The sequence below is a fragment of the Vibrio sp. Y10_XG_PY6 genome (assembly GCF_024181795.1).
Taxonomy (GTDB): Bacteria; Pseudomonadota; Gammaproteobacteria; order Enterobacterales; family Vibrionaceae; genus Vibrio; species Vibrio diabolicus.
Window position 1 is genome coordinate 536,701 of the sequence record NZ_JAMZAQ010000001.1, and the last position, 25,469, is coordinate 562,169.

The following is a 25,469-nucleotide window of genomic DNA, read 5'->3' on the forward strand; positions in this document are numbered from 1 at the left end:
TGCAGATGTCCTGCTACGAGGTGATAAATAATGAGGTACACATGAGTTGGCTAGAAAGGTTATTTGAGAATAAGAATATAATAGGTTCGCGCAAAGCGTCTATTCCTGAGGGCGTTTGGACAAAATGCCCCGAATGTGAACAAATACTTTATCGCGCGGCATTAAAAGAGAATTTGGAAGTATGTCCTAGGTGCTCTCATCACATGAGAATGGCGGCACGTCAAAGGTTGAACACTTTTCTGGATCATGGAACACAGCAAGAGTTGGCAAGTGAGTTGGAACCGCAGGATATTTTGGGTTTTAAAGACTTAAAGCGATATAAAGAGCGAATTGCCATCGCGCAGAAAACGACTGGAGAAAAAGATGCCTTGGTTGTGATGCAGGGGAAGTTGCTAGGCTTGCCTATTGTAGCTTGTGCGTTTGAATTCTCTTTCATGGCTGGCTCGATGGGGGCGGTGGTTGGCGAGAAATTTGTCCGCGCCGTTGAAACTGCGATTAATACAAAATCTGGGCTAGTGTGTTTTTCTGCTTGCGGAGGGGCGCGCATGCAAGAGTCTTTGGTAGCACTAATGCAAATGTCAAAAACCAGCGCCGCGTTAAACCACTTATCTGAGCACAGATTACCCTATATCTCAGTATTGACGGACCAAACTTATGGTGGCGTCTCGGCGAGTTTAGCCATGTTGGGAGACATCAATATTGGTGAGCCTAAAGCAAGCATCGGCTTTGCGGGAAGGCGTGTTATTGAACAAACGGTACGTGAAAAGTTACCAGACGAGTTTCAAAGAAGTGAGTTTTTATTGGCACATGGTGCATTAGATATGATTGTAGACAGACGTGAAATGCGTGATCGCGTTGGCGGCTTATTGGCTAAGTTAACCAACGCGAGGGTGGTCTCAGAATAGGTTGTATTAAAGTTAGACTTAGTACTTGCGTTTATTGAGCCGTAATCATTACAAACCGTTCATTTTGGCCCCATCTTGGTTCCGCATTCATTAGGCTGAGATCCAACGCCGTTTGGTATGGGTCAACAGCAAAATGGTCGCTTACTAAACCCCAGAGCATCCAGTTGATTGCGGTTTCATTCTCGGTAAGCTCTTCGAGTGGCGCTTGGAGGAAAAAGTACTCATCTTCGCCATCGTAACCGAGCCGATCATAAATAATGTTGCGTAGCTCTCGATCCAAATCATGTTGGAGGTTGATTGAGTCGTACAGTTGCTCTTCTGTTGAGCCATTCTCATGGTGATAAACATTGCGTTTTGACTCTTTGCGTAAAGTACCTGCGCCAGTTTCAATGCTTACTTTCTTTTGCGAGTGTTGCTCAAGAACTTGAATGATTTCATCCTCTAGTTGATCGAGTTTACTCAGCAAAACTTGATTGTTTATGTCACCAGCGGGGGAGGCCATCGTTTGGAAGGCTTTCACTCTCTCGTAGACTGCTTTCCCGTGAGGAAGGGCTGCAAAACACTGTTCTCGGAGCGCTTCATTGGCTTGCCAAATGCCCGAGTAGAGCTCGTAATCATGTGTATATGGTGGAAGATCTTCAGTATCTTCCCCTAATAATTCTCGCCAGCGCTTTTGCCACTGTTCTTCTTTTGCGTGTTTTACACGCGCGTATTGCTTAACCCAGCGGTTACGAAGTTTTACCCCAAAAATGGCAAGTCCCCATGGAGCGAGCAAATAAAAATAATAGTGAGAAGAGTTATCCCAAAAGTAACCGTAAACGTAAACACCAAAAGCAAGCACCCAAGTTCCAATAGTACAAGCAATAATCCCGGACATTATTGATGACTGGCGCTTTGTTTCTCTTAATGTATTACCTTCAGCACACAACCAAAAAATGCCGCCAAAAACAAAGGCAAACGTTGTCATGAAGTAGGCAATCCCCGCTCCCAAAAATCCCCAAAGTGACATGTATTATCCCTAGCCAAATATCTGCTTTATTCACTCATCAATGGCTCGAGGAGTAAATGTGTTTGATTTGGCGGAGAATTTACCATTAATGCCAACCTTTTGATATGCACTCGATGACTTATTGGGAATGAGTCACAAATAAAAATAGATGGTATCAAGCATCAAAATTTAATTTAGAACCTTTGATTGTCGTGAACTCCATCTGGAAGAGTTAAGGGGGGCGTTTAAGGGCAATTTTCCTCATAAAGTCGTTATTTAGAAAAAGGTAAATTAATGTTTTTATTGATAATTGTGAGAAATCTTGGGTTGGGATTGATCCCATAAATTTAGAGTAAAAAGCCTATTTTTGGGAGCAATTTCATAAATTTTATGACACTGATTTCACTGTTTGAGCTGTAAAGAATATAAACCCCCACTCAATGTATGTTAATAATCAATGAGTGTTGTTATGTCTCATATCCGTTTTTTCCCGCGCCATCGATTGGCGCTTGCTTGTATGCTAGCGAGTGTGTCTAGCTTCTCTTTTGCACAAAACCAGTGCGCTGTTGCTGATTTACAACAATCGAGAGACTTGGCTGCTGCCGTTTCTGGTGCAGAGTATGATTGCTACCACGCTTGGTTTTCAGCTCCTTCCGCAACGCTGAAAGATATTTACAGCGAAGCGAGCTTAAGCCGTATCCAAGTCGCGTTGGATCAAGAAATTGCCCGCTATCGTGGAGAAGCAGAGCAAGCTCGTGTTCTAGAAAATCTGGGCGAGTTTATTCGTGCTGCATACTACGTTCGTTACAATGCTGGCACAGGTACACCTGAGTTTTCAGAAGCGTTGAGTCAGCGTTTTGCTCAGTCGACGAACCTATTCCTTAACAACCCTCATGCTTTGGATCAAGGCCGTGAACAAGTTGGCGCAATGAAGAGCTTGACTTTGATGGTTGATAACGTGAAGCAGTTGCCGCTGACCATGGATAGCATGATGGCCGCGTTGATGCACTTTAACCGTGAAACCGCGCAGGACACGCAATGGGTCGATGGTTTAAACAACCTGTTCCGTTCTATGGCAGGTCATGTAGCAAACGATGAGTTCTACCGCTACATGGCAAACAATACTCACCATATTGATACATTAGCGAGATTCGCATCTGATAACGCTTGGGCATTGGATACGGATGCGAGCTTTATTGTTTTCAATGCATTACGTGAAACTGGTCGTTTGCTCGCGAGCCCAGATCAGGAGACCAAACGCAAATCCTTGGCTGTGATGCAACAAGTGATGCAGCGTTACCCATTAGGTAGTGAGCATGACAAACTGTGGCTTGCTGCCGTAGAGATGATGAGCTACTACGCACCTGAAGGCTTAAACGGTCTGGACCTAGACCAAGCGAAGCAAGATCTAGCAGCGCGCGTGATGCCAAATCGTTTTGAGTGTCAGGGACCTGCCATCATTCGCTCTGAAGATCTAACCGATGCTCAAGCTGCGAAAGCGTGTGAAGTACTGGCTGCGAAAGAAGCCGACTTCCATCAAGTGGCGAATACGGGCAATCAACCTGTCGCTGATGACTTGAATGATCGTGTTGAGGTGGCGGTGTTTGCTAGCAACGACAGCTACGTTGATTATTCTTCGTTCCTGTTTGGTAATACAACGGACAACGGTGGTCAGTACCTTGAAGGGAATCCATCAAAAGCGGACAATACCGCCCGTTTCGTGGCTTATCGCTATGCGAATGGCGAAGATTTATCGATTTTGAATCTAGAGCATGAGTACACGCACTATTTGGACGCGCGATTTAACCAGTACGGCTCATTCAGTGATAACTTAGCCCACGGTCATATCGTGTGGTGGCTGGAAGGTTTTGCTGAATACATGCATTACAAACAAGGCTACCAAGCTGCGATCGAACTGATTGCAGGCGGTAAATTGAGCCTTTCAACTGTGTTTGATACCACATATTCTCACGATACTAATCGTATCTATCGTTGGGGTTACTTGGCCGTTCGATTCATGTTAGAAAATCATCCGCAAGACGTAGAAAGCTTGTTGGCGTTGTCGCGCACTGGTCAGTTTGAACAGTGGGCGCAACAGGTGACGACATTAGGTCAACAATATGACGCAGAGTTTGAACGCTGGTTGGATACGTTAGAAGTGGAGCCAGAGCAACCAGTTACTGACCCAGAAGAGCCAATAGAACCAACAGAACCTGAAGCACAAGTGACCGAATTGACGGCGAACCAAAGCCTTCAACTCAGGGGCGAAGCATACAGTGAAAAACTGTTCTACGTTGACGTACCAGCCAACACCGTTCGCTTTAATGTATCTATTGAAGGTGCGGGGGATGCGGATCTTTACATGAGCTACAACAAAGTTGCGCATTACTACGACTTTGAAATGAGCCAGTATGGCGATGGCAGCAATGAAGAGATTGTATTTGAGCCAGAGCAGGATGGTTACGTGAAAGCAGGTCGTTACTACATCAGTTTAACTGGCCGTGATAGCTATGACTCTGTGAATCTTGTGGCTGCTTTAGACGTTGAAGCGCAAACACCGCCAACACAAGTGCAAGACGATTTGGCACCGCTGGTACTAGAGTCTGGTGAAGCAAAAATGCTGACCGTTCACAAGCAGCGTTATGCTGCAGTGTATGTACCTGAAGGTGTTGAAGAGATTCGTGTATGGCTAACGGCCCACTCTCAAACTGGTAATGTCGATCTATACGCCAGCAGAGAGCATTGGCCTACGGTTGAGCAACACGAGTACGTGTCCAACTATGCAGGTAGCAACGAATACCTTGCGATTCCTGTTACTGAAGCGGGTTATGTGCACTTCTCTCTTCAAGCACCAGAACAAGGTGATGACGTTGAAATGTTAGTGCACTTCAACTAAAACATGCTCGATTAGCTGAAATTGAGATAAAAAACGTCGCTCATAGAGCGGCGTTTTTGTTTGTATCGGATGCCATTGTGATCAAACAGCGGCGAATGCCAGTTAATCGGCTGATTTATCGAGTTATCCTTTGCTCTTTTTCTAAACGGCTTTAGGTTTGTATTACAATTTACCGCGCACATAAACTTTTTTAGCGACGCGTTCTGTGACCTAGCTTCTGATTTGTGCTTCCCAAACGGATACAATATATATGCACCCCGTGCAATAAAGTGAAAAGGGAATGACATGAAAACGCTTATTTATGAAACGTTGATTAGCCTTGCTAACCAAGAACCAGAACAACATGCAAGAATCCGACAAAATCTATATGAACAGTTGGATCTGCCGTTCGATAAGCAGCTGGCTTTGTATTCTTGTGCCCTTGGTCCTGCAAGTTCAGGCAAGTTGGAGAGTAGTCAAGGCATTAACAACGCGGTAGATTGCGCGGTTAAACTGCTTGAAACCCCTGAACGCTAATTCACTCGTTGTTTAAATCATGGCCCGATCCCCAAGGGCCGTTTTTAATTGCCTTTAAATTGATTTCAACGTCGTGATTACTCTGCTCTTTCCGCCAGCACTTCTTTGAAGGCAAACATGCCGTTTAATGCCGCTGGAAACCCTGCGTAGACGGACATCTGTAAGATGACTTCTTTAATTTCAGCCTCGCTGCAGCCTACATTCAGTGCTGCATTGAGATGTACTTTCAGTTGTGGCGAACAATTCCCCATTGCCGTTAGCGCGGCGACGGTTGCGATTTCTCTCGATTTTAGGTCTAAGCCTGGACGAGCATAAATATCGCCAAACGGATACTCAATGGTGTACTGAGCTAAATCTGGGCAAATATCTTGTAAGCTTTCGATGACGTTATGACCAGCGTCGCCATCAATGTGAGAGAGTAGTTCTAATCCTTTGTTAAAGCGTGATTGTTCCATTGATATGTTCCTAGTGAATAAATGCAAACATACCTTAATCCTTAGAGTTAACTCTAAGTCAACGAACTTTTCCGCTTTTATACAAGGCAATTTTTTCTTCTAGAGCCGTTAAGCGCTTCTGCTGCTGTTCAATGTGGATCTTGAGGTTTTCTTGATGTTGCTCTAGCAAGGCTTGGCGTTGTCGTACAGACTCTGAGCCGACTTCCCTTAATTTTGCATATTCCAGAATCTCTTCAAGCGGCATTGCAGTTTCTTTTAATCGCTTTACGAAGCTAATCCAGCTTAGATCTTTCGCACTATACACTCGATGCCCACTCGCGTTTCTATGGACATGTTTAAGTAAGCCAATTTTTTCATAGTATCGAAGTGTATGAGCAGACAATCCGACGAGGCTAGAAAACTCTTTGATATTCATGATTACCCTCCAAGGTAATTCATACCAATAGGCATAAGCTAAGTTCCGCATTTTGAAGTCATTTCGGGATAGATACAAACGGTAATCTTCCATGTTTTAAGGTTGGATACGCAGAAGGGGGCTGTTTTGAATACGCGCCAAACGTGATCCACCTGCCAGTTTCACTTTATTAAAAATTAGTTACTCAATAGAGTGGTTTGGCTGTTTTTAGTCTTTGGCCTCCTTTAGGGCGTACCCGGGCATTTTCTATCATATATTTTGAATGCAATTTTTTGCAATACAAAACAATGGTTTAGTGTGTTTTATGTGCGGTGTGCTTGAATGTCATCTACTCGTTTACGTCCAGAATCGTTTCTACTTATGCAATGGAGGAGTCACTACGCCTTCATTTTCAGCCTTGAGTTAGGGCGAAAAGGGTGAGGGCGTCTGATGAATAGCTCTTATAATTTCGACTATTGAATTCACTCACAAAAAAATGCAAACAAGTAATCGTGAGTGAAAACGAGTAGGAGAACAACATGAGTGGCTCACAGGAAATACAATCATTCGGTGCGAATGTTATCTTACATGCGTTTGATTGGAAGTATGCTGACATTGCCCAACGAGCAAAAGAAATCCACGAGCTAGGTTACGGCTCCGTGTTGGTTTCGCCACCAATGAAAAGCGCCCACGATGATCGCTGGTGGCAGCGCTATCAACCTCAAGATTACCGTGTCATCGACAATGCGTTGGGTGATACCAAAGACTTTATCCGTATGGTTCGTGAACTGGAGCAAGTTGGCGTGTGGGTTTACGCTGACGTGGTGTTTAACCATATGGCAAATGAGGCCCACCTTCGCCGAGACCTCCAATACCCAAGGCAAGAGGTCTTGGAGGAATACCAACAAAACAAACAGAAATATCAGTCGCTAACGTTATTTGGCGACTTATCTCAACCGCTTTTTGATGAAGAGGACTTTGTTGAAGCGTTCGGTATTAAAGACTGGAAAGATAAATGGCAGGTACAAAATGGACGCATCACAGGTGGACCAACCGATCCTGGCTTGCCAACCCTCCGTGTTTGTGACCATGTCGTTGAGCAGCAACGCGCTTACCTAAAAGCACTGAAAGCCATTGGTGTGAAAGGTTTTCGTATTGATGCCGCGAAACACATGACGTTAGAGCATCTTAAACGTGTTTGGACAGACGACATCACACGCGATGTGCATATATTTGGCGAAATTATTACTGATGGCGGTGCGACAGAAGAAGAGTATCAGTTGTTTCTTGAGCCGTATTTACAGGAAACACGCTTAGGCGCTTACGATTTCCCGTTGTTCTCGACCATTTTTAAGGCGTTTGCTAAAAAGGGCAGTTTCAAGTCGTTGATTGACCCATACTGTTTCGGTCAGGCCCTTTCGCCTGGTCGCGCGATTACATTTGTTGTCACGCATGACATTCCTAACAATGACGTTTTTCTTGATCTGATCATGGATGAGGAAAATGAATGGTTAGCTTATGCCTACATTCTAGGCCGCGATGGTGGTGTGCCATTGGTTTATACCGACTTAAACACTAGCGGTATTACAGATAAAAATGGCAAGCCAAGATGGCAAGGCGCATGGAACGATCCGCGAATGGCGAAAATGATCCAATTCCATAATATGACGCATGGCGAGTCGATGAGTGTTCTTGAAGGTAACGATGATATGCTGGTATTTAAGCGAGGGAGCAAAGGCATTGTCGTGCTTAATAAATCGCAGCGTCAGCAGTCTTTGGCATTGAAAATGGATGGTGACTGGGTGGATTTGATGACGGATCAGGACGTTCCATCTGACGGTAAGTTAATTGTGCCACCTAAAGCCTCAATGTTGCTCGTCGAAAACTAAAAAATAAAACACCGAGCTTAGCGAGCTCGGTGTTTATATTTATCGGCGGTCATTCAAGAACGGGTAAAGTCTAATGTAAAACCGAAGTCTTTCGCCTCTGCTATGAGGTTATGAGCACTCATTAACGCAACATTCAGCCTTTAAAAAGCCGATCACATCATCTAAACATTGGTACTCTGCAACGCAAAAAAGGGTTCGCCCCTCACGACGTTGGGTGAGAAGCCCGGCTGAGGCTAGACTAGAAATATGATGAGAGAGAGTGGATGCAGGAATGCCAAGCCTTTCTTGTACGCCGCCTACCGCGATACCTTTGTATCCCGCTTTGACAACTTCTTTGTAAATACTTAAACGAGTAGGATGACCTAACTCTTTTAGTGCTTTAGCGACGGCTTCAAGCTCCATACTGACCTCTAAAGAATGACTACAGTAAATTTGTTTCGATAATAGGGAAAGTCTCGGTAAATGCCAACTCTTGTGATCTAGGAACGATTTAAATCAGATGAGATTCATACCGGCTCATACCAGCACAACAATAATGGTCTACTCCAATGAGACAGATCAATCTTCATTATTATTTCACCCCACGTTCAAACTCCCTCGTCTACACTCATGGGTGAGTTGTTAGTTGGCAGACCAAGGAGGCGGCCATGATTGCGGTTCATAGAGATTATTGTTTGTCTAACAGTTCAGATTTACATGCTCACGTTAAAGTTAACCCTGTCGGTAAATTAGAAGTTGAGATTGTAGAACTTCAAGAGCGTCATACCACAGAGTTTGATGATTTGTCTTTTGAGAGCCGTGGGTGTGAAACTCGAATCTGTGGTAAAGAAGACAAAACTCCGTGGCAGTTCAATCTTGCAGTTACTGATGCGTTAGAGCTTTCTCACTTAGTGGAAGAAGCAAACGAAGAGTATGAGATTTTAATGAATGATCTTATGTAATCTCGTGAGAAGATCATTTTATCCTGCACGGCATGTGGCTCTGTACTGAAAAAGAAAAACCTCCCAAACGGGAGGTTTTTAATATTGATCAAGTTACCGTCAGATCGGCTCTTCTCTCGGCGGTGTTAGTTCTTGAACGTTATCTTCATTGAAGTCATCGGCGTAACCTTTCGGCGGTGGCGTCCAACCACGTTCTGAGCGCGAGAGTTTGTCATGGCGATCTTTTTGCATCTCTTCCGCCATTTTTTCCTCTAACTGAATAAACAGTTGTCGGAAATTGTTGTCATAACGTTCGCCTTCAGAATCATCTTCCCAAGCTTTGTAGAGTATCTCGGACTTGCGTGCTTCAACACGCTTGTATGTCGCTTTTTGCTGCTCAACAAAGAAGGGATGAATACCAAGTGCTTTCATCGTGTGACCGCCCATCTCCAATGCGGAATGGTAGGTTTCCGATTCAATAATATCAGCCCCAGCTTGACGCAAAAGATAGCCGTGACCACGGTCAAAGGCGCGTGCGATCACCATTACTTTGGGGTACGTGTGTTTGACGTACTTCACCAGTTCCACACTCGATTCTTGGTTATCAATTGCGACGACCAACGCAGCCGCATGCTCGATGCCTGCAGTGTGCAGCATATCTGGTCGAGTCGCATCGCCAAAATAAGCACGAGTGCCAATCTGGCGCATGTTATCAACTTGGTTGGCTTGGTGATCGAGCACCACTGTTGTTACACCATTAGAAACAAGCAAGCGGTTAACAATCTGACCAAAACGGCCGATACCAGCGATGATTACTGTGCCTTTTTCTTCAATCGTATCGCTTTCTCTTTCGTTTGATTGAGTTTCAAAACGCGGCAGTATTAATTTGTCAAATAGAATGAACAAGCCTGGCGTTAAGAACATTGAGATAGCAACAACCAGCGCAAGAGTTTGCGAGAGTTCAAACGGAATGACGTGGTTTTGCACAGAGAAGCTTAGCAACACAAAACCAAATTCACCCGCTTGAGCCAAGCTTAAGGTAAACAGCCAGCGGTTGCTGCCTTTCACTCTAAATATCAGCGCGAGAATAAATAGCACCAAGGCTTTCAATACCATCACGCCAATGGTCAGTGCCATGATCAACCAGAAGTCACCAAATAGAACCGAGAAATTGATCCCTGCGCCGACGGTGATGAAGAACAGACCCAGCAACAACCCTTTAAATGGTTCGATATTGGACTCTAACTCGTGGCGAAATTCGCTGTTCGCCAATACAACGCCAGCCAAGAAAGTTCCTAAAGCAGGAGATAAGCCAACCAAACTCATCAGTGCTGCGATGCCGATCACCAGCATCAATGCGGTGGCGGTAAAAATCTCACGCAGCCCAGAGCTAGCAACATAGCTCAACTTAAAAAGTGACCACCAACGACAACAATCGCTATCGATGCTGTGATGACTATTCCGTACGCCCAGCCCGGTAAATCGGCCACGAGGTTTAAATCGTCATGATGCTGCGCAGCCGTTTGAACAGCATTTTGTGCTTGTTCGACTAACTCCGGCAGGGCCAGCAATGGAATAAAGGCCAACATCGGGATAACAGCGATATCTTGGAAAAGCAAAACAGAGAACGCGTTTTGTCCGCCTTCTGTCTTCGTTAACCCTTTTTCGCTAAAAGTTTGCAAAACAATCGCGGTAGAAGAGAGGGCGAAAATCAAACCGATGGCTAAGGCAATGGTCCAAGGCTGCTCAAAGTACAGGGCAATACCCATAATCGCCGCGATGGTACCGCCAACTTGAAGACCGCCTAAGCCCATTAAACGATTTCGCATTGACCAGAGCATTTTAGGCTCTAGCTCTAACCCCACTAGGAATAGCATCATCACCACGCCAAATTCGGCAAAGTGCTGAATTGTCGTTGTTTCCTCACCGACTAAACCGATAATTGGACCAATTACCACACCAGCGATGAGGTAACCTAAAACGGAACCGAGCCCTAAACGCTTGGCAAGTGGTACCGCAATCACAGCGGCAATCAAATACACGAAGGCTTGTAAGAATATCCCTGTCATGAAGCCTCCTTGATGAGCTTCGGAAGTGCGCTGTTGAGTTTGATTAATGACGCAGCTGCTTCAACATCCAGTCTATCTTCGACTAATGCTGTTAGCAGGCTTTTGTACCGTTCGACATGACGGGGAATTCGTCCTTCTTCTTCGGCAGTACGTGCGCCGAACAAAGCAAGAGGCGCAATGTAGTGCATACCCGTGAGCGCTGACATTTGCTCAATAGGAGCGAGCAGTTCCCGAATCGTAAAATGGTTGTAGCCTTCGGCTTTATAGGCTTCTTCCTTGCCGCCGGCCGAAAGTACGCACAGCATGGTTTTACCTTGTAGTTCGGTTCCTTCAGTGCCGTAAGCAAAGCCATACTCCAAAACCAGATCTTGCCACTCTTTTAAAATTGCTGGGGTTGAATACCAATATAGTGGGAATTGAAAAACCACTACATCATGCTCACGCAAGCGTTGTTGTTCACGGTCGATATTGATATCGAAACGAGGGTATTCACCATAGAGATCAACACATGTCACGCCTTCAATTTTTTGAGCTTCTTTGAAAAGTGGAGTATTCACTTCTGAACGATGCTGGGAAGGATGAGCAAAGAGAATTAATACTTTTTTATTCGCCATAAGGATCCTTGCTATCTAAATAACCATGCCCAGTAGGAGCGCAGGTTGGTTAGAAAATGTAACTCATAAATGGCCGTCAAGCTAGCTTGGAAAAGTGCTTAAGCTGTTTCAATATCAATAAAAAACCACCAAATAAGTTGGTGGTTTTGGCAAGCGTCAAATTTTAATTAATCATGAATAGGAACGACTAAAATATCGACTGGTGACTTGTTGATAAGATGTCTTGAGTAGGAAATGATTTTGCTCCAGAAATCTTGATGATGTCCACAAATCAACAAGTCCACTTCTTGCTCTTTGATGGTAATTTCGAGCTTATCGGCTAAATCACCAGTACCCACGAAGAAGTGTTTGAGTGGATAATCCATGTACTCACTGAATGTTCTCAAACATTCCATAGAGTGCTCATTCAGCGGCCTTTGGTCTGGGTTCTCTTTAATGTCTACGAGCTCACGATAAATTTCCCCGTGAGTTCCATCAATATGGATGAATGAAATATCGGAGTCGAGATAGTTAGCCATCGCTACGGCTCTGTCGATCAGAACAGTGCTCTCATCGGACAGTTCGAGTGCAACAAGGATATGTTTGTATTTCATTACCACGCCCTTATGTGGATTAGCTTTACTGTAAGCATAGTATGGCTTGGGCAAAATTTGTGTAGATAAGATCTCGAAATCGTTCAAAGTTTTGATAAATAATGCTGCTTGCTTTTTAGTCAGAAAACCCGCTAAACTTCGCAAATCATTTCTCTAGGAGATTACGCCCACATGAAGAACTAAACCTGTTATCCATATTTTTACTTATTTTTTGGATCTGCAGGGTTAGTAGGCGTAGCTCACTTTCCGATATTTCTTTGCAACAAGACGACTTTTTGATTTGACGTTTATCGTCGAGCTGTACATAAAGCTTAATGCGTTTGTGCACGCGTTTTGTTTCAATCTCAAATCATAGCTACGGCTGTTGTCCCTGTCATACAGGAGGCAAATTATGCCAGTTTTACAAGCTTTTAATGTTAGCCATCAGTTTGATAATGGCGAGACGCTATTCCAGTCTATTTCTTGTTCCATGACTAAACGACGTGTTGGTTTGGTTGGGCGCAATGGCATCGGTAAGTCGCTTTTGGCTTCCATTTTGGCGGGCGAAACTCAACCTGCCAGCGGTGTTGTGACTTCTCCCTCTTCTTTCATGATGTATCGCCAGCAGCCGTCTGATTTGCTTTCAGGTCAGCAATCGATCGCCCAGTTTCTGGGAACAGACTCGGTCTTGCATGCTTTAAAGCAGATTGAACAAGGTGATGTTTCTGAGCATTGGTTCGAACTGGTTGGCGAACAGTGGGATATTGAACTGAAACTCAAACAGCAGCTTGCTGCGATGGGCTTGCCGCAAGACCCTGATTTCTCATGTGCTCGGCTCAGTGGTGGTCAGTTGGCGCGTTTGCAGTTATGGCAGTTGTTTGAAAACGAAACGGAACTTTTGATTCTCGATGAGCCATCCAATCACCTCGATACCGAGGCGAAACAATGGTTGATAGAGTCTATGAGGCATTTCGGTGGCGCGATTTTACTCATAAGTCACGATCGTGAGCTGCTGCGAGCAATGGAGGAAATTTGGGAAATCTCGGGCCTAGGCTTACAGGTTTTTGGTGGAAATTACGATGTGTATGCCGAGCAAAAACGCACTGAGCTACAAGCGGTCGAAAGGCAGTTAGCGCAGGTCGATAAACAGAAAAAACGGTTAGCTGAGCAAGCCCAGAAAAATCGCGAAAAAGCAGACCAACGCGCCGCGCAAGGGAACAAACTGCGCAAAGACGGCAGTCAGCCCAAAATTTTGCTTGATGGCAAAAAGGATAGCGCGACCGCCAGCGCCTCAAATCGCAATAAGAATGAGCAACTCAGACAAGTGCATTTACAAGCCAAAGAGCGGGCGTTGCAATCGCGACATGAGCAGCTCAAAGCGCAAAAGCTTTATCTTGCAGATAATCCGAACCGTTCGAGAAAAGTGTTGTCGATACAAGAAGGTATATTGCCTTTTGGGGATTCTACTCCTATCACTTTGCAGATTTTTGCGAACGATAAAGTCCATCTCAAAGGGAAAAATGGCTGCGGAAAGTCAACCTTGTTAAAGACGTTGCTTGGCGAGTTGTCGTTGCTCAGTGGTGAGCTGCAAGTGAATACTCCCTTGTATTATCTCGACCAACACTTTGGCGCAGTGAATCCAAATCTTTCGTTACTTGAGAACGTAATCGAGACCTGCCAAGAGATGACGGAAAGTGAAGCGAGAACCTTACTGGCGGGGATCGGTTTTCGTCGAGACGCTGTGTTTCGGTTGGGATGCGTACTAAGCGGTGGCGAGAAAATGAAGCTCGCAATGCTGATCGTCAGCCATCAACACTCCCAGCCTTTGCTGCTGCTTGATGAACCAGATAACCATCTCGATCTCGAGTCAAAAATAATGCTTAGTCAGGCGTTCAATGCATACAAAGGTGGATTTGTTCTGATTAGTCACGACCAAGATTTCGCTTCTGAGTCTGGGGTTTTGCGTCAAATCGAACTGAATTAAACGAAAGAGAGTAAACGCCATCGTAGCTCTTCAGCGTTGTTCCTAAGCTCTACACTTCCACTTACCGATATGTAGAATTCGCAGGAAATGAGGGAGTTAGGATGGCTTTCACAACTCGTTTAATGAAATTAGATTCATTTTGTCGATATATCGTAGAGTTCTGATGTATTGCACAAAAAGACAACAGAAAAATAAAAAGGAATTTCATGAAAAAGAACACCTTAGCACTCGCAACGGCTCTCGCACTCGGAAGTGTGTTGTCTGTGGCGCATGCAAATGAAGCGGCGCAATCGTCGGTTGAACAGGTAACCCCGAAAGCCATCACGTACCCAACCACACAAAAAGTGAATGTTGTCGATGACTACTTTGGTACAAAAGTGAGTGATCCTTATCGTTGGTTGGAAGACGATCTCAGCCCAGAAACCGCAGAATGGGTGAAGGCACAAAATGCAGTGACGTTTGATTATCTGTCGAAAATCCCTTACCGCGAGCAGATTGAAGAGCGCATCACTAAGCTCATGGACTACGAAAAGCAAAGCCAACCGTTCAAAGAGGGTAAGTTCACTTATTTCTACAAAAATGACGGTTTACAAAACCAAGATGTGCTTTATCGGCAGCTAGGTGATGGTGAAGCAGAAATTTTCCTCGATCCAAATACTTTTAGTGAGGATGGCACCACATCGTTAGCGGGAGTGAGTTTTTCACGAGACGGTTCTTTGGTCGCATACAGCATTTCGGAAGGCGGTAGCGATTGGCGCAAAGTCATTGTGTTAGACACAGAAACCAAAAAGCCAGTCGGTGAAACGCTGGTGGATATTAAGTTCAGCGGCATCAGTTGGCTCGGCAATCAAGGTTTCTATTACTCAAGTTATGACAAGCCACAGGGGAGTGAACTCTCCGCGAAGACAGATCAACACAAGCTCTACTTTCATAAACTTGAAACGAAGCAAAGTGAAGACCAGCTGATTTTCGGCGGCTTTGAGGAAGAGAAATACCGTTATGTTGGCGGCTATACGTCGGATGATGAACGCTACTTGTTTATCTCAGCCAGCGTATCGACATCGGGTAACAAACTGTTCTTTAAAGATCTGAGTAAGCCAAACAGCCCGCTTAAAACCATTTTAGATAACACCAGCTCTGATACTTGGGTAATAGACAACCAAGGCACGAAACTGTACTTGGTTACGAACCTTAATGCGCCGAACAAACGTGTCGTGACGGTGGATACGAGTCAGCCGCAGCCCAAAAACTGGAAAGATTTGATTCCTGAAACAAAGAACGTGTTACGTGTTTCTACCGCGGGTGGCAACTTGTTTGCGAGCTATATTGTTGATGCGATCTCGATGGTGAAGCAATACGACATGAACGGCAAACTCATCCGAGAAATCAAATTGCCTGATATTGGTAGTGCGTACGGTTTTTCAGGTAAAAAAGAAGAAACCGAAGTCTACTATTCTTTCACCAACTACAAGATGCCAAGCACTACGTATCGTCTGAACATCAAAGATGGTGATAGCGAGGTGTACTACAAATCTAAAGCGCCATTTGATCCAGCTTTGTATGAATCTCGTCAGGTGTTTTACACCTCAAAAGACGGAACAAAAGTGCCGATGATCATCACCTATAAAAAAGGGACACCGATGGACGGCAGTGCACCAACCATCCTATATGGTTATGGTGGTTTCAACATTAGCCTCACACCATCTTTTAGCCCGACACGTGCGGCTTGGCTGGAGCTTGGTGGTGTTTACGCGGTAGCGAACATTCGTGGCGGTGGGGAGTATGGTAAAGAGTGGCACAACGCTGGCATTCAAATGCAAAAGCAAAATGTGTTTGATGACTTTATTGCGGCGGCTGAATACCTAATTGATGAAAAGGTAACGTCATCAAACAAGTTAGCCATTAACGGTGGATCGAATGGTGGCTTGTTAGTGGGGGCAGTTATGACGCAACGTCCAGAGCTGTTTAAAGTGGCGCTGCCAGCAGTCGGCGTACTGGACATGCTGCGTTATCATACTTTTACCGCAGGTGCTGGTTGGGCGTATGACTACGGTACGGCAGAGCAAAGTAAAGAGATGTTCCAATATCTGAAAGGTTATTCGCCAGTGCACAATGTAAAAGCGGGGGTGGAATACCCAGCAACATTGATTACAACGGGTGATCATGATGATCGTGTTGTTCCTGCTCACTCTTACAAATTTGCTGCTGAGTTGCAGTCAAAACAGGCGGGTTCAAATCCGACCTTGATTCGCATCGAAACCAATGCAGGACATGGTGCTGGCACACCAGCGCGTAAAATAATTGAGACAAATGCAGATATTTATAGCTTTGCACTGTTCAATATGGGGATAGAGAAACTGCAATAGTGCGAATCGTTTGCGTTTTAGTTCACGAAATGCATCGGTGCTTTTGCACTCAAAAATAAAAGGGAATCACAGAGTGTGATTCCCTTTCAATTTATTGTGGAGTAACTATTCTAAATTGACTGCAAGGCTAATTAAATTAAGGTATTTGTAATTTATTACAACTCTCTTCTTTACCTGAAGAGTAATATAAGATACAAATAAAACTTGATCGCGATCACCTAACACCATTGCACTCCTTATTTATATGGTAAATTTAATTAATCATTTGTTCTAATGATAATTGAATTTTCATAAGTTTTAATATTCCCTTTTTCGTAAAGCTTACCAAATTTCAAGTTATATAAGATATAAGTAGCAGTGATTGAACTTTTACGACGCTTTATTTTATTTTAATTAAAACGTCTAATGTTTCGTCATTATTAAATTTGCTTTGATAATTTATATTATCCAAAGTGAGTTGTGTTGCTTGCTATTTATGATGACCTCATGACGTGAATAATTTTATAATCATTAAAATGGATACAGTTTTATGAATTTAGTGAAACCGTCTGTTGTTATCATGGCTGCAGCCCTTCAACTCGCGTCTTCTGCTTATGCTCAGACAAATAATGACGAAGAACTACAAGATATGTCTGACCCACTTGCGGTTTACACCCAAGCGGGCTTTGGTATTACTGACAAAGGCGCGAACATCAAAATCGGTCAAACTTACCAATCTAGCCAGCCTGGCACCATGGCGATGAACATCATCGAAATGAAAGGCATTGGTGGTGAGCTATTTGGCATTCGCGACAATGACGATCCAATGTATGCCAATGTTGATGACAGCATTGACTCTTTCCGACTACGTAATTTCCAAGTAGAAGTCGCAAAAGGTCTAGGCCGTCAATTGGATGTAAACTACGATGTTGATAACGATAAATTAGATGCATCTTATAGCTTTATTCAAGGTCTACCTAAGTTTGGTATGTTGCAGCTATTTCCTTTAGCTGGTGCGGGTGTCACTATTGCTAATGATTTTAGTGGTGATGACAAAGGTTACGAAATTCCAGGTACTTTCACCGTTGTCGGTATGTACTCAAAAATTGAATTAACCGATAAAATCTGGATTAACTACAACCCAATGTATATGCATACATTGTCAGGGTCTAGTCAATATAAAGATACTTATTACGCGGGTGAAGATAATATCTTAACTCATGAGTTTGCGTTGTCTTATCAAATTAATCCTCGCGCAAATATTCGTTACTTTGCAAACTGGAATGAGCACGTTAATTTCGGTGATGGTGATCACCGTATCGAATTTAACTACCAATTCTAACTCACTCGTTTATTTCCAGAATAGAAAGTGTGTTTATCCATATATTTAAATGTTTAGGCCAAAGCACTTTCTACATAAAGTAGGTTTATCATGAAAGCCAAATATAAATTTGCGTTGGTATCTATTGCTATATCTTCTGCATTACTATCAGGATGCAAAACTGGCGATATCGCAACGAAAACTGCCCAAGCACCCTCTGTTGAAACCGTTACCCTAACCGAAACAAAAATCACTCCTTATCATACTTTTATCGGTCGAACTGAAGCGGTAAATGACGTTGATATTATGCCTCGAGTCGGTGGCGAATTAACCGCGATTCATTTTAAAGATGGCGATATGGTCGAAAAAGGCCAATTGCTGTTTGAAATCGACGACCGTCCTTACAAAGCGGCACTGGCGTATGCAAAAGCGTCGTTGCAAAAAGCAAAAGCGCAACTCGTTCAAACTACGCGTGATGCAGAACGTGTGAAGAAACTCATCAAAGATAAAAGCATCAGTGAGCAGCAATACGATGACGCCATTGCCGCGCACGCTGCAGCGATTGCTTCTGTAGAAGAGGCGAAAGCGACGCTGGTTTCAGCAAGGCTCGATCTTGAGTTTAGCTCTGTGCGTGCTCCTTTCTCTGGCCGCGTGGGTTTCAGCAACTTCCGAGTGGGTGACCGTATTTCGAAAATTCAACTCGTTCCTCTTGTTTCGATCACTCAAATCGACCCAATTCGCTTTGGCTTTGATGTGGATGAGAAGCTCTACCGCCGCGTAAGAAGTGCCATTGATGTGGCTCATCGTAACGATGACAAACTGGATGTTGATTTAACACTGACGCTTTCAGACGGTTCATTGTATCCACTTGATGGCAAGATCTACGCCGTTGGCAACAAGATCGATTTAGAAACAGGCTCAATTCGAGCAGAAGCACAATTCGATAACCCAACTTACGCGCTTATGCCGGGTGAATATGGCAACTTGACCATCAAGCTGCGCAACAAAACCATTGATGGTTTGCTTATCCCATCGGCGGCTGTTCAGCAAGACCAAGCGGGTGACTACGTCATGGTGGTTGGTGATGATCACGTGGTGTCACGTCGTAACGTTGAACTCGGTCAGACCTACGGTGTGAAACGTGCTGTGCTGACTGGCTTGGCGGCTAACGAAAAAGTCATCGTCAATGGTCTACAAAAAGTGCGTCCGGGTGCAACAGTGAAAGACGTTGAACTACAGAGTGAACAAGGCTGAGTGAGTACTGATGTTAAGTAAATTTTTCATTCACCGGCCGAAGTTTGCTTTGGTGATCTCACTGGCGATGACATTGATGGGTATGATCGCCCTGAAAGTCTTGCCAATTTCTGAGTATCCTCAAATCTCTCCAACGGTAATTACGGTGAGCACCATGTATCCGGGTGCAAACGCGGACGTGGTTAAAAAGACGGTAGCACAACCGATAGAAGCCAAAGTCAACGGCGTTGAAGACATGATTTACATGTCTTCTGTGATTGGTAACGATGGCTCATACACATTGCGTATTTACTTCCGAGTGGGCGCAGATGGCGATATGGCGCAGGTTCGTGTGAACAACTTGGTGGCACAGGCGACGTCGTCTCTACCACAAGAAGTAAACCAAATCGGTGTGACGGTTAAGAAGAAATCTTCCGACATGCTAGGCGTTATCACACTGCGTTCCCCGAAACAGTCTTACGACAGTATCTACCTTTCTAACTACGCGGATCTCAATATCGTTGAGCGTCTAAAACGTATCGAAGGTATGAGTGACATTACGCTGCTGGGTAAGAAAGACTACTCAATGCGTATTTGGTTGAACCCAAATAAACTGGCCACCTTGAAGCTTTCTGCTAGCGATGTTATTGGTGCAATTAAAACGCAAAACATCCAAGTGGCGGCGGGTAAGATCGGTGGTATGCCAGCTCCGGGTGACCAGCAATATCAATATGTTTTGCAAACCAAAGGCCGCCTTACTTCTGCGGAAGAGTTCGAGAACATCATCATCCGCGCGAGCAAGAAAGGTTCTTTGATTCGCTTGAAAGATGTGGCTCGTGTGGAAGTTGGCGCACAAGGTTACGAAGCTGATGGTCGTATGAATAACGAACCAGCCGCCGTTCTGGCCTTGTACCAGTTGCCGACAGCGAACGCGCTAGACGTGATGGAACGCGTGAAAGAGGCCATGAAAGAGTACGAGAAATCGTTCCCAGATGATTTGGTCTACGACATCGCGTATGACTCTACCGAATACGTAGAGACATCGATTGATGAAGTGTACGAGACGCTGGTGATTGCGGTACTTCTTGTAACCTTCGTTGTGTACGTTTTCTTGCAGAACTGGCGAGCGACCATCATTCCAACCTTAGCGATTCCGGTTTCCATCATTGCGACGTTCGCAATCATGGGCGTGATGGGCATGACCATTAACACCATCTCGTTGTTTGGCTTGATCCTCGCCATCGGTATCGTGGTGGACGATGCGAACATCGTGGTGGAGAACGTGGAGCGGGTTATCCATGAAGAGCATTTAGACCCGATTCCGGCCACGATCCAAGCTATGAAGGAAGTGACGGGGCCAGTATTGGCAACAACGCTTATTTTGTTGGCGGTATTCGTACCGGTTGCGCTATTGCCGGGTATTTCTGGTCGGATGTTCAACCAGTTCGCGGTCACCATCTGTGTGTCGGTGCTGATCTCTGCGATCAACGCATTAACGTTAACGCCAGCGCTTTGTGCGTTGATGTTGAAATCAACTCACTCACAACCTATTGCGCCTTTGCGTGCGTTTAACCGAGGTTTTGAAGCAATAACGCGCAAATACCAAGGTTTAGTTGGCTTCTTGAGCCGCCGCATTGTGCTGAGTATCGGTGTTTATGGCGCGCTTATTGCGGTGCTGGCATTTGCGTTCATGACCGTACCTTCTTCTTTCGTACCAAACGAAGATAAAGGCGTGTTCATGGTCGAAATGCGTTTGCCAGACGCAGCAGCATTGCAGCGTACTGCACCATTAATGAAGAAGTACGTTGATGAGCTAAAACAGATGGAAGGTGTGGAGAACGTGGTTTCGGTTGCGGGCTTCTCGGTAATTAACATGGCGTCGATTCCAAACTCGGGCATGTTGATCATCAAACTGGATAACTGGAGCAAACGTAAAGACCCTGAGCTACACCAACGCGCATTGATGAATAAAGTTAACCAAATGCTGAACTCAACGCCAGATGCCGCTTCGTTCGTTTTCGCGACGCCGGCAATCAAAGGTATGGGTGCGGTGGATGGTTTCAACCTTGTGCTGCAGGACAACTTGGGCCGTTCTCCACAAGAGTTGGCAAAAACAACCGCTGATTTTGTTGGCCAAATCAATCAACTGCCTGAAGTGGCGCGTGCGTTCTCGATTTTCCGTGCGAATATTCCGCAACGTTACATCGATATTGACCGCGATAAAGCGATTTCGATGGGCGTACCGTTGAATGAAATCTTCAGCACACTGCAAGCACAGTTGGGTGGCGCCTACATTTCTGACTTCAACTTGTTTGGTCGTTCGTACCAAGTCAAAGTGCAAGCAGAAGAGCAATACCGTGACAACATCGACGACATCGACCATCTGTTTGCTCGTTCAAGCTCTGGAAAAATGGTGTCACTGGCAACGCTAGTGAAAGTGAAGCCGATCTTCGGCCCTGATACCTTATCGAACTACAACATGTTCAGTTCTGCAACTGTGAACGGTGCGCCAGCGCCAGGTTACAGTTCGGGTGATGTTGTAAAAGCCATTGAAAAACTGGCTGCAGAATCTTTGCCAAGTGGTTACTCGTACGAGTGGTCAGGCATGACTTACCAAGAGATGAAAGCAGGCAACATGGCGCCAATCGCGTTCGCATTGTCTTTGCTGTTCACCTACTTGTTCTTAGTGGCTCAGTACGAAAGTTGGACCATTCCAGCTGCGGTAATGATGGCGGTTCCAGTCGCGATTCTCGGCGCAATGGGCACGCTACTGCTGGTGGGACAACCGTTCGATTTGTACGTGCAGATTGGTGTGGTCATCTTGATCGGTATGTCCGCCAAAGTGGCGATTCTTATCGTGGAATTTGCCAAAGTTCTGCGAGAAGAAAAGGGCTTATCCATCATTGATGCTGCCAAAGAAGCTGCTCGAATCCGTTTCCGAGCAGTACAGATGACTGCGTTCGCCTTCATCTGGGGGGTATTCCCGTTGGTGATTGCATCGGGTGCTGGTGCGGCATCTCGTCACTCACTGGGCTTTGCGGTATTCGGCGGCATGATTCTCTCTACGTTTGTAGGCACGTTGCTGACGCCGGTGTTCTTCGTGATGATGCAATCTCTGCGCGAGAAGTTTAAGCGAAAGAAACCCACTGAACTTGAGGTGAGCGAGCAATTACGCTGATTTCAACTGACTGACTCTACAACACCCCCACGCTGTATGCGATTGGCCAATGCCTTTCATTGATATACAACCACCGTCGCAGCGTGGGTTCCCCAAACAATAATAGGTTTTAGCATGAAAAATCTTTCAAAAATCGTCGTTGCGAGCTCTCTACTGACGTGTGCTGCTGCGCAAGCGGGTGGGTTATACCTTTACGAAACTACAGCATCGGATATTGGTTTGGCATCCGCTGGTATGGCGGCTCGTGCGCAAGATGCCTCAGTAATGGCAGCAAACCCGGCTGGTCTGGCGAATGTTTCTGGTAAATCTTTCTCTGGTAACCTGATTGGCCTTTACGGTGACGCGCAACTAGACACGATGACTGGCGATGCTGGCAACGTGATTGGTTTTGTTCCTATGGCGTCGGCATTTTACAGCCAACAAGTGAACGACAAATGGACGCTGGGTATTGGTTTATATGGCAACTACGGCCTTGGTCTCGAGTACGAAGGTCTTTTGGGTAATCATTTAGATATTCCTACAGCAACGACACAAGCCTTGACCATTCAACCTTCCGCTTCTTACCGCATCAATGATCACTGGTCTGTGGGTGCGGCGCTTGGCATTCAGTACGGTATGTATGAAGTAGAAGCTGAAGGGACGTTGGCTAGCTCTGGCTTGCATAAAAAATACTTAGACGAAGACCAAGATACTCAAGTCAACGGCCGAGTAGGTGTGCTTTATGAGGCAACACCAGGCACTCGTCTTGGTCTGTCTTACTCTTCTGAAACCGAATTTGAATTCGACAATAGCAACTCCATTGCTCCGCAACAACTGATCTTCAGTGCTTACCACGAAGTGAATGATGACCTAGCGGTGATGTGGAACGTGAACTGGCAAGACTGGAGCGAATACACAACCACGCTGAACGTAGAGACACAAGACACTTACCAAATCGCATTGGGTACTCAGTACAAACTGAATGAAAAAATGATGTGGAATGCAGGTTTTGCATTCGATACCAGCATGTATGAGAGCCAATCAAACGGTGATATTACCGTTCCTACTGGCAAGGCGTACCGCATTGGTACAGGCATTGATTACACATTGGATTCAGAAAACTCAATTGGTTTCGCGTTTGAAGCGGTCTTGATGGAATCGTCAGAAACGCCAAGCTTACAAGCTGGCTTTGATGAGCCTGCTCTGTACTTCATGAGCATGAGCTACAACTGGAAAAACTAATCATTCCTAATCGCTAAAACGCCTTCCTTACAGGCCATTCTACCCTAACTACCTGCACTGGATGCTGTCACGCTATCTAAGGTAGTTAGGGCGCTTCTGTCACACCCAGTGAGTGATGATTTAAAAAGTATCTGCGCGGCTAAGTGCGGGTATTCAACATCTCAAAGGACTAAAAATGAAAAATAAACTAGCGTTAGTGTGTACGACTTTGTTGGTCAGTACGCTGGCTCATGGTGCCGAGCACCGAGTAAAAGACAATAAAAACAAGTTGGCGGATGACCCAACAAAAGTCATTACGAAATTTGGCGCGTCGTACGCAAACAACTACGATTTTGATGATCAAAACATCTCATTCTCGGGCTCACTTGCGCTTGACCAAGCGCGCAAAATTAACCTGCGTATCAATGATGATGCGAGCGAGTGGCGTATTGGTGGCTCGTGGTTGTTTCCGGTCGGTATCGTGAACTTCAACTTCGGTAAAAATGAATACGTAAACGGCGCGGATCAAACCAACTACAGCGTTGGTACCTTTATGCCGCTAAGTTATTTCGGGATTGAGCCAGCAGGCTTCCAAATTTTCCCAATGGCAGGCTACACGTACAACACTGGTGATGTTCCTGTTTGTGACGGTGCAGAAAGTAGCCACTGTAGCGAGCCTAACTTTACGGGCACTCCAAGTGCAGAGAATGGCTTCAATATGATGAGCTCTTCTGGCAGCAGCGGTTACGTTGGTGCATTTGCGCTGAAATCGTTTACCAAAGAGCTGACGTTAATCAGCTTCGCAGCAGGCACTTACGGCTCAGAAAACAGTGAAGGGGAGAACTACAAAGGCTTCTTTGGTGGTATCGGCCTTGGTTATCTCGTGAATAAACGTCACTCGTTTAACGTAATGACGTTTGTCATGGACAACAACACGTATTTAGATGAGGCAGATAGGCGCGTCGCATTATCTTACCAATATCAATTTGAGTAAATTGAAAACGCAGCAACGATGGCTGCGTTTTTACTTTGATGGAATAAATTAGTGAATCGCGTTCTTTTCTTCGATCTTTTTCTGATATTGGTGTTTTAATATATACATACGCTTAACATCGCTATAGGCTCCGTTAATAAAGTATTCTTCTACTAAATGGCCTTCTTCAATAAAACCACATTTCTTATATAAATGAATAGCGACTTCATTATACACTGCGACCAATAAGTATATTTTACGTAGATTAAGAATCGAGAAGGAGTAATCCAATGCACGATTAATCATCTCTGTCGCATAACCTCGTCCTTGATGCTCTGGGGCGATGATTATCTGAAACTCAGCGCTTCGGTGAATGTAGTTGATCTCAATAAGTTCGACCAATCCAATCACTATGCCGTCTTCATCTTCAACCACAAAGCGTCTTTCTGCGTCATCATGTATATGTTTTCGGTACAGTTCTTCGAGCTCATCATAAGATTCATAGGGCTCTTCGAACCAGTAGGCCATGATATTTCGGTTGTTATTTAGTTCGTGAATAAAGCGCAAATCAGAGCGTTCTAGTGCACGCATTTTTAGGCCTTTCTTCATCATTTATCTCCAATGAGGCGGAGTAAACCTCCGCAATTGATGCTAGAAAATCTTAACGTATTTAACAAGAATAGCGCATCTGTTTTTGGGAAATATTGTGGTTTTTTCAATATGGAAACTTAGAGTTCACGCCAAATAAAAATTAATCTTTACGATAAAAAATTCGATTAGGTGGTTTGCCTAATATCATATTAAATACCGCGCAACGACTTAGTGTCTTAATCTAAATAAACAAGGTATTCAATATGTTTTCAATCGGTGACGTAGTAGTAGCGACTAAAGGTATCGATCTTGGCGAAATGGTTGTTACAGGTTTAAGCAGTGGCGGTTTTTACACACACGTAAAAGCAGGCGAGAAAACGCTAACTTACCCAGCTAAAGATCTTAAGAAAGCATAATTAAATTTGC

The 25,469-nt window shown here is 44.8% G+C and carries 20 protein-coding genes and 1 pseudogene; 13 read left to right on the plus strand and 8 right to left on the minus strand.

Annotation, left to right across the window (positions count from 1 at the left end; translation table 11 throughout):
* Positions 1-41 precede the first annotated feature (41 nt).
* Positions 42-905, plus strand: a complete 864-nt coding sequence (gene accD, locus NL644_RS02415) for an acetyl-CoA carboxylase, carboxyltransferase subunit beta (protein ID WP_048625303.1) — start codon at positions 42-44, stop codon at positions 903-905.
* A gap of 31 nt (positions 906-936) precedes the next feature.
* On the opposite strand, the gene NL644_RS02420 is transcribed toward accD, so the two are convergent.
* On the minus strand, positions 937-1,914 hold the full coding sequence (locus tag NL644_RS02420) for a hypothetical protein (RefSeq protein ID WP_253657933.1): 978 nt from the start codon (positions 1,912-1,914) through the stop codon (positions 937-939).
* A gap of 448 nt (positions 1,915-2,362) precedes the next feature.
* Between NL644_RS02420 and NL644_RS02425 the strand changes: the two genes are divergently transcribed.
* Both NL644_RS02425 and NL644_RS02430 read left to right on the plus strand, forming a co-directional pair.
* Positions 2,363-4,789, plus strand: a complete 2,427-nt coding sequence (locus tag NL644_RS02425) for a M9 family metallopeptidase (protein ID WP_253657934.1) — start codon at positions 2,363-2,365, stop codon at positions 4,787-4,789.
* Positions 4,790-5,074: 285 nt separating this feature from the next.
* Positions 5,075-5,305 carry a PAS factor family protein gene (locus NL644_RS02430; protein ID WP_005375384.1) on the plus strand — a complete coding sequence of 77 codons (231 nt, stop codon included), beginning with the start codon at positions 5,075-5,077 and terminating at the stop codon, positions 5,303-5,305.
* 77 nt (positions 5,306-5,382) lie between these two features.
* Here the strand turns inward: NL644_RS02430 and NL644_RS02435 are convergent, their stop codons facing one another.
* Both NL644_RS02435 and NL644_RS02440 read right to left on the minus strand, forming a co-directional pair.
* Positions 5,383-5,760: a carboxymuconolactone decarboxylase family protein gene (locus tag NL644_RS02435; RefSeq protein ID WP_053809605.1), complete on the minus strand. Its 378-nt coding sequence runs from the start codon at positions 5,758-5,760 to the stop codon at positions 5,383-5,385.
* A gap of 58 nt (positions 5,761-5,818) precedes the next feature.
* Positions 5,819-6,175 carry a MerR family transcriptional regulator gene (locus NL644_RS02440; protein WP_253657935.1) on the minus strand — a complete coding sequence of 119 codons (357 nt, stop codon included), beginning with the start codon at positions 6,173-6,175 and terminating at the stop codon, positions 5,819-5,821.
* A 518-nt stretch (positions 6,176-6,693) separates the two neighbouring features.
* Here NL644_RS02440 and NL644_RS02445 point away from each other — a divergent pair.
* Positions 6,694-8,043, plus strand: coding sequence for an alpha-amylase family protein (locus tag NL644_RS02445; protein WP_182018292.1), 1,350 nt, complete (start codon positions 6,694-6,696; stop codon positions 8,041-8,043).
* 108 nt (positions 8,044-8,151) lie between these two features.
* Here the strand turns inward: NL644_RS02445 and NL644_RS02450 are convergent, their stop codons facing one another.
* Positions 8,152-8,445: a helix-turn-helix transcriptional regulator gene (locus NL644_RS02450; RefSeq protein ID WP_253657936.1), complete on the minus strand. Its 294-nt coding sequence runs from the start codon at positions 8,443-8,445 to the stop codon at positions 8,152-8,154.
* Between the two features lie 245 nt (positions 8,446-8,690).
* Here NL644_RS02450 and NL644_RS02455 point away from each other — a divergent pair, with 245 nt between their 5' ends.
* Positions 8,691-8,984 carry a hypothetical protein gene (locus NL644_RS02455; protein WP_253657937.1) on the plus strand — a complete coding sequence of 98 codons (294 nt, stop codon included), beginning with the start codon at positions 8,691-8,693 and terminating at the stop codon, positions 8,982-8,984.
* A 99-nt stretch (positions 8,985-9,083) separates the two neighbouring features.
* On the opposite strand, the pseudogene NL644_RS02460 reads toward NL644_RS02455, so the two are convergent.
* The 3 genes and pseudogenes from NL644_RS02460 to NL644_RS02470 all read right to left on the minus strand — a co-directional run bounded on the left by NL644_RS02460 (position 9,084) and on the right by NL644_RS02470 (position 12,239).
* A pseudogene (locus tag NL644_RS02460) lies at positions 9,084-11,032 on the minus strand (cation:proton antiporter).
* Positions 11,029-11,646, minus strand: a complete 618-nt coding sequence (locus NL644_RS02465) for an NAD(P)H-dependent oxidoreductase (protein ID WP_005392538.1) — start codon at positions 11,644-11,646, stop codon at positions 11,029-11,031. The pseudogene NL644_RS02460 and the gene NL644_RS02465 overlap by 4 nt, the downstream one beginning before the upstream one ends.
* Positions 11,647-11,813: 167 nt before the next feature.
* On the minus strand, positions 11,814-12,239 hold the full coding sequence (locus tag NL644_RS02470) for a universal stress protein (protein WP_005392539.1): 426 nt from the start codon (positions 12,237-12,239) through the stop codon (positions 11,814-11,816).
* A 391-nt stretch (positions 12,240-12,630) separates the two neighbouring features.
* Here NL644_RS02470 and NL644_RS02475 point away from each other — a divergent pair, with 391 nt between their 5' ends.
* From NL644_RS02475 to NL644_RS02505, 7 genes are all read left to right on the plus strand, one after another.
* Positions 12,631-14,202: an ATP-binding cassette domain-containing protein gene (locus NL644_RS02475; protein ID WP_253657938.1), complete on the plus strand. Its 1,572-nt coding sequence runs from the start codon at positions 12,631-12,633 to the stop codon at positions 14,200-14,202.
* Positions 14,203-14,408: 206 nt separating this feature from the next.
* On the plus strand, positions 14,409-16,568 hold the full coding sequence (locus NL644_RS02480; RefSeq protein WP_253657939.1) for a prolyl oligopeptidase family protein: 2,160 nt from the start codon (positions 14,409-14,411) through the stop codon (positions 16,566-16,568).
* A 529-nt stretch (positions 16,569-17,097) separates the two neighbouring features.
* The gene (locus NL644_RS02485) at positions 17,098-17,889 is read left to right on the plus strand and encodes a hypothetical protein (RefSeq protein WP_005479226.1); all 792 of its coding nucleotides are present in this window, start codon (positions 17,098-17,100) and stop codon (positions 17,887-17,889) included.
* Between the two features lie 90 nt (positions 17,890-17,979).
* Positions 17,980-19,122: an efflux RND transporter periplasmic adaptor subunit VmeP gene (gene vmeP, locus NL644_RS02490; protein ID WP_005391278.1), complete on the plus strand. Its 1,143-nt coding sequence runs from the start codon at positions 17,980-17,982 to the stop codon at positions 19,120-19,122.
* A 10-nt stretch (positions 19,123-19,132) separates the two neighbouring features.
* A complete protein-coding gene (vmeQ, locus tag NL644_RS02495; RefSeq protein ID WP_253657940.1) occupies positions 19,133-22,279 on the plus strand; it encodes an efflux RND transporter permease subunit VmeQ in 3,147 nt (1,048 codons plus the stop codon).
* A gap of 114 nt (positions 22,280-22,393) precedes the next feature.
* Complete coding sequence (locus NL644_RS02500; protein ID WP_253657941.1) at positions 22,394-23,500, plus strand: OmpP1/FadL family transporter; 1,107 nt, start codon at positions 22,394-22,396, stop codon at positions 23,498-23,500.
* Between the two features lie 175 nt (positions 23,501-23,675).
* Complete coding sequence (locus NL644_RS02505; RefSeq protein ID WP_104970180.1) at positions 23,676-24,473, plus strand: hypothetical protein; 798 nt, start codon at positions 23,676-23,678, stop codon at positions 24,471-24,473.
* A 48-nt stretch (positions 24,474-24,521) separates the two neighbouring features.
* On the opposite strand, the gene speG is transcribed toward NL644_RS02505, so the two are convergent.
* Positions 24,522-25,061: a spermidine N1-acetyltransferase gene (gene speG / locus NL644_RS02510; protein WP_253658297.1), complete on the minus strand. Its 540-nt coding sequence runs from the start codon at positions 25,059-25,061 to the stop codon at positions 24,522-24,524.
* 245 nt (positions 25,062-25,306) lie between these two features.
* Here speG and NL644_RS02515 point away from each other — a divergent pair, with 245 nt between their 5' ends.
* Entirely contained in the window at positions 25,307-25,459 is a 153-nt protein-coding gene (locus tag NL644_RS02515; RefSeq protein ID WP_005375418.1) for a hypothetical protein, read from the plus strand.
* Positions 25,460-25,469 lie beyond the last annotated feature (10 nt).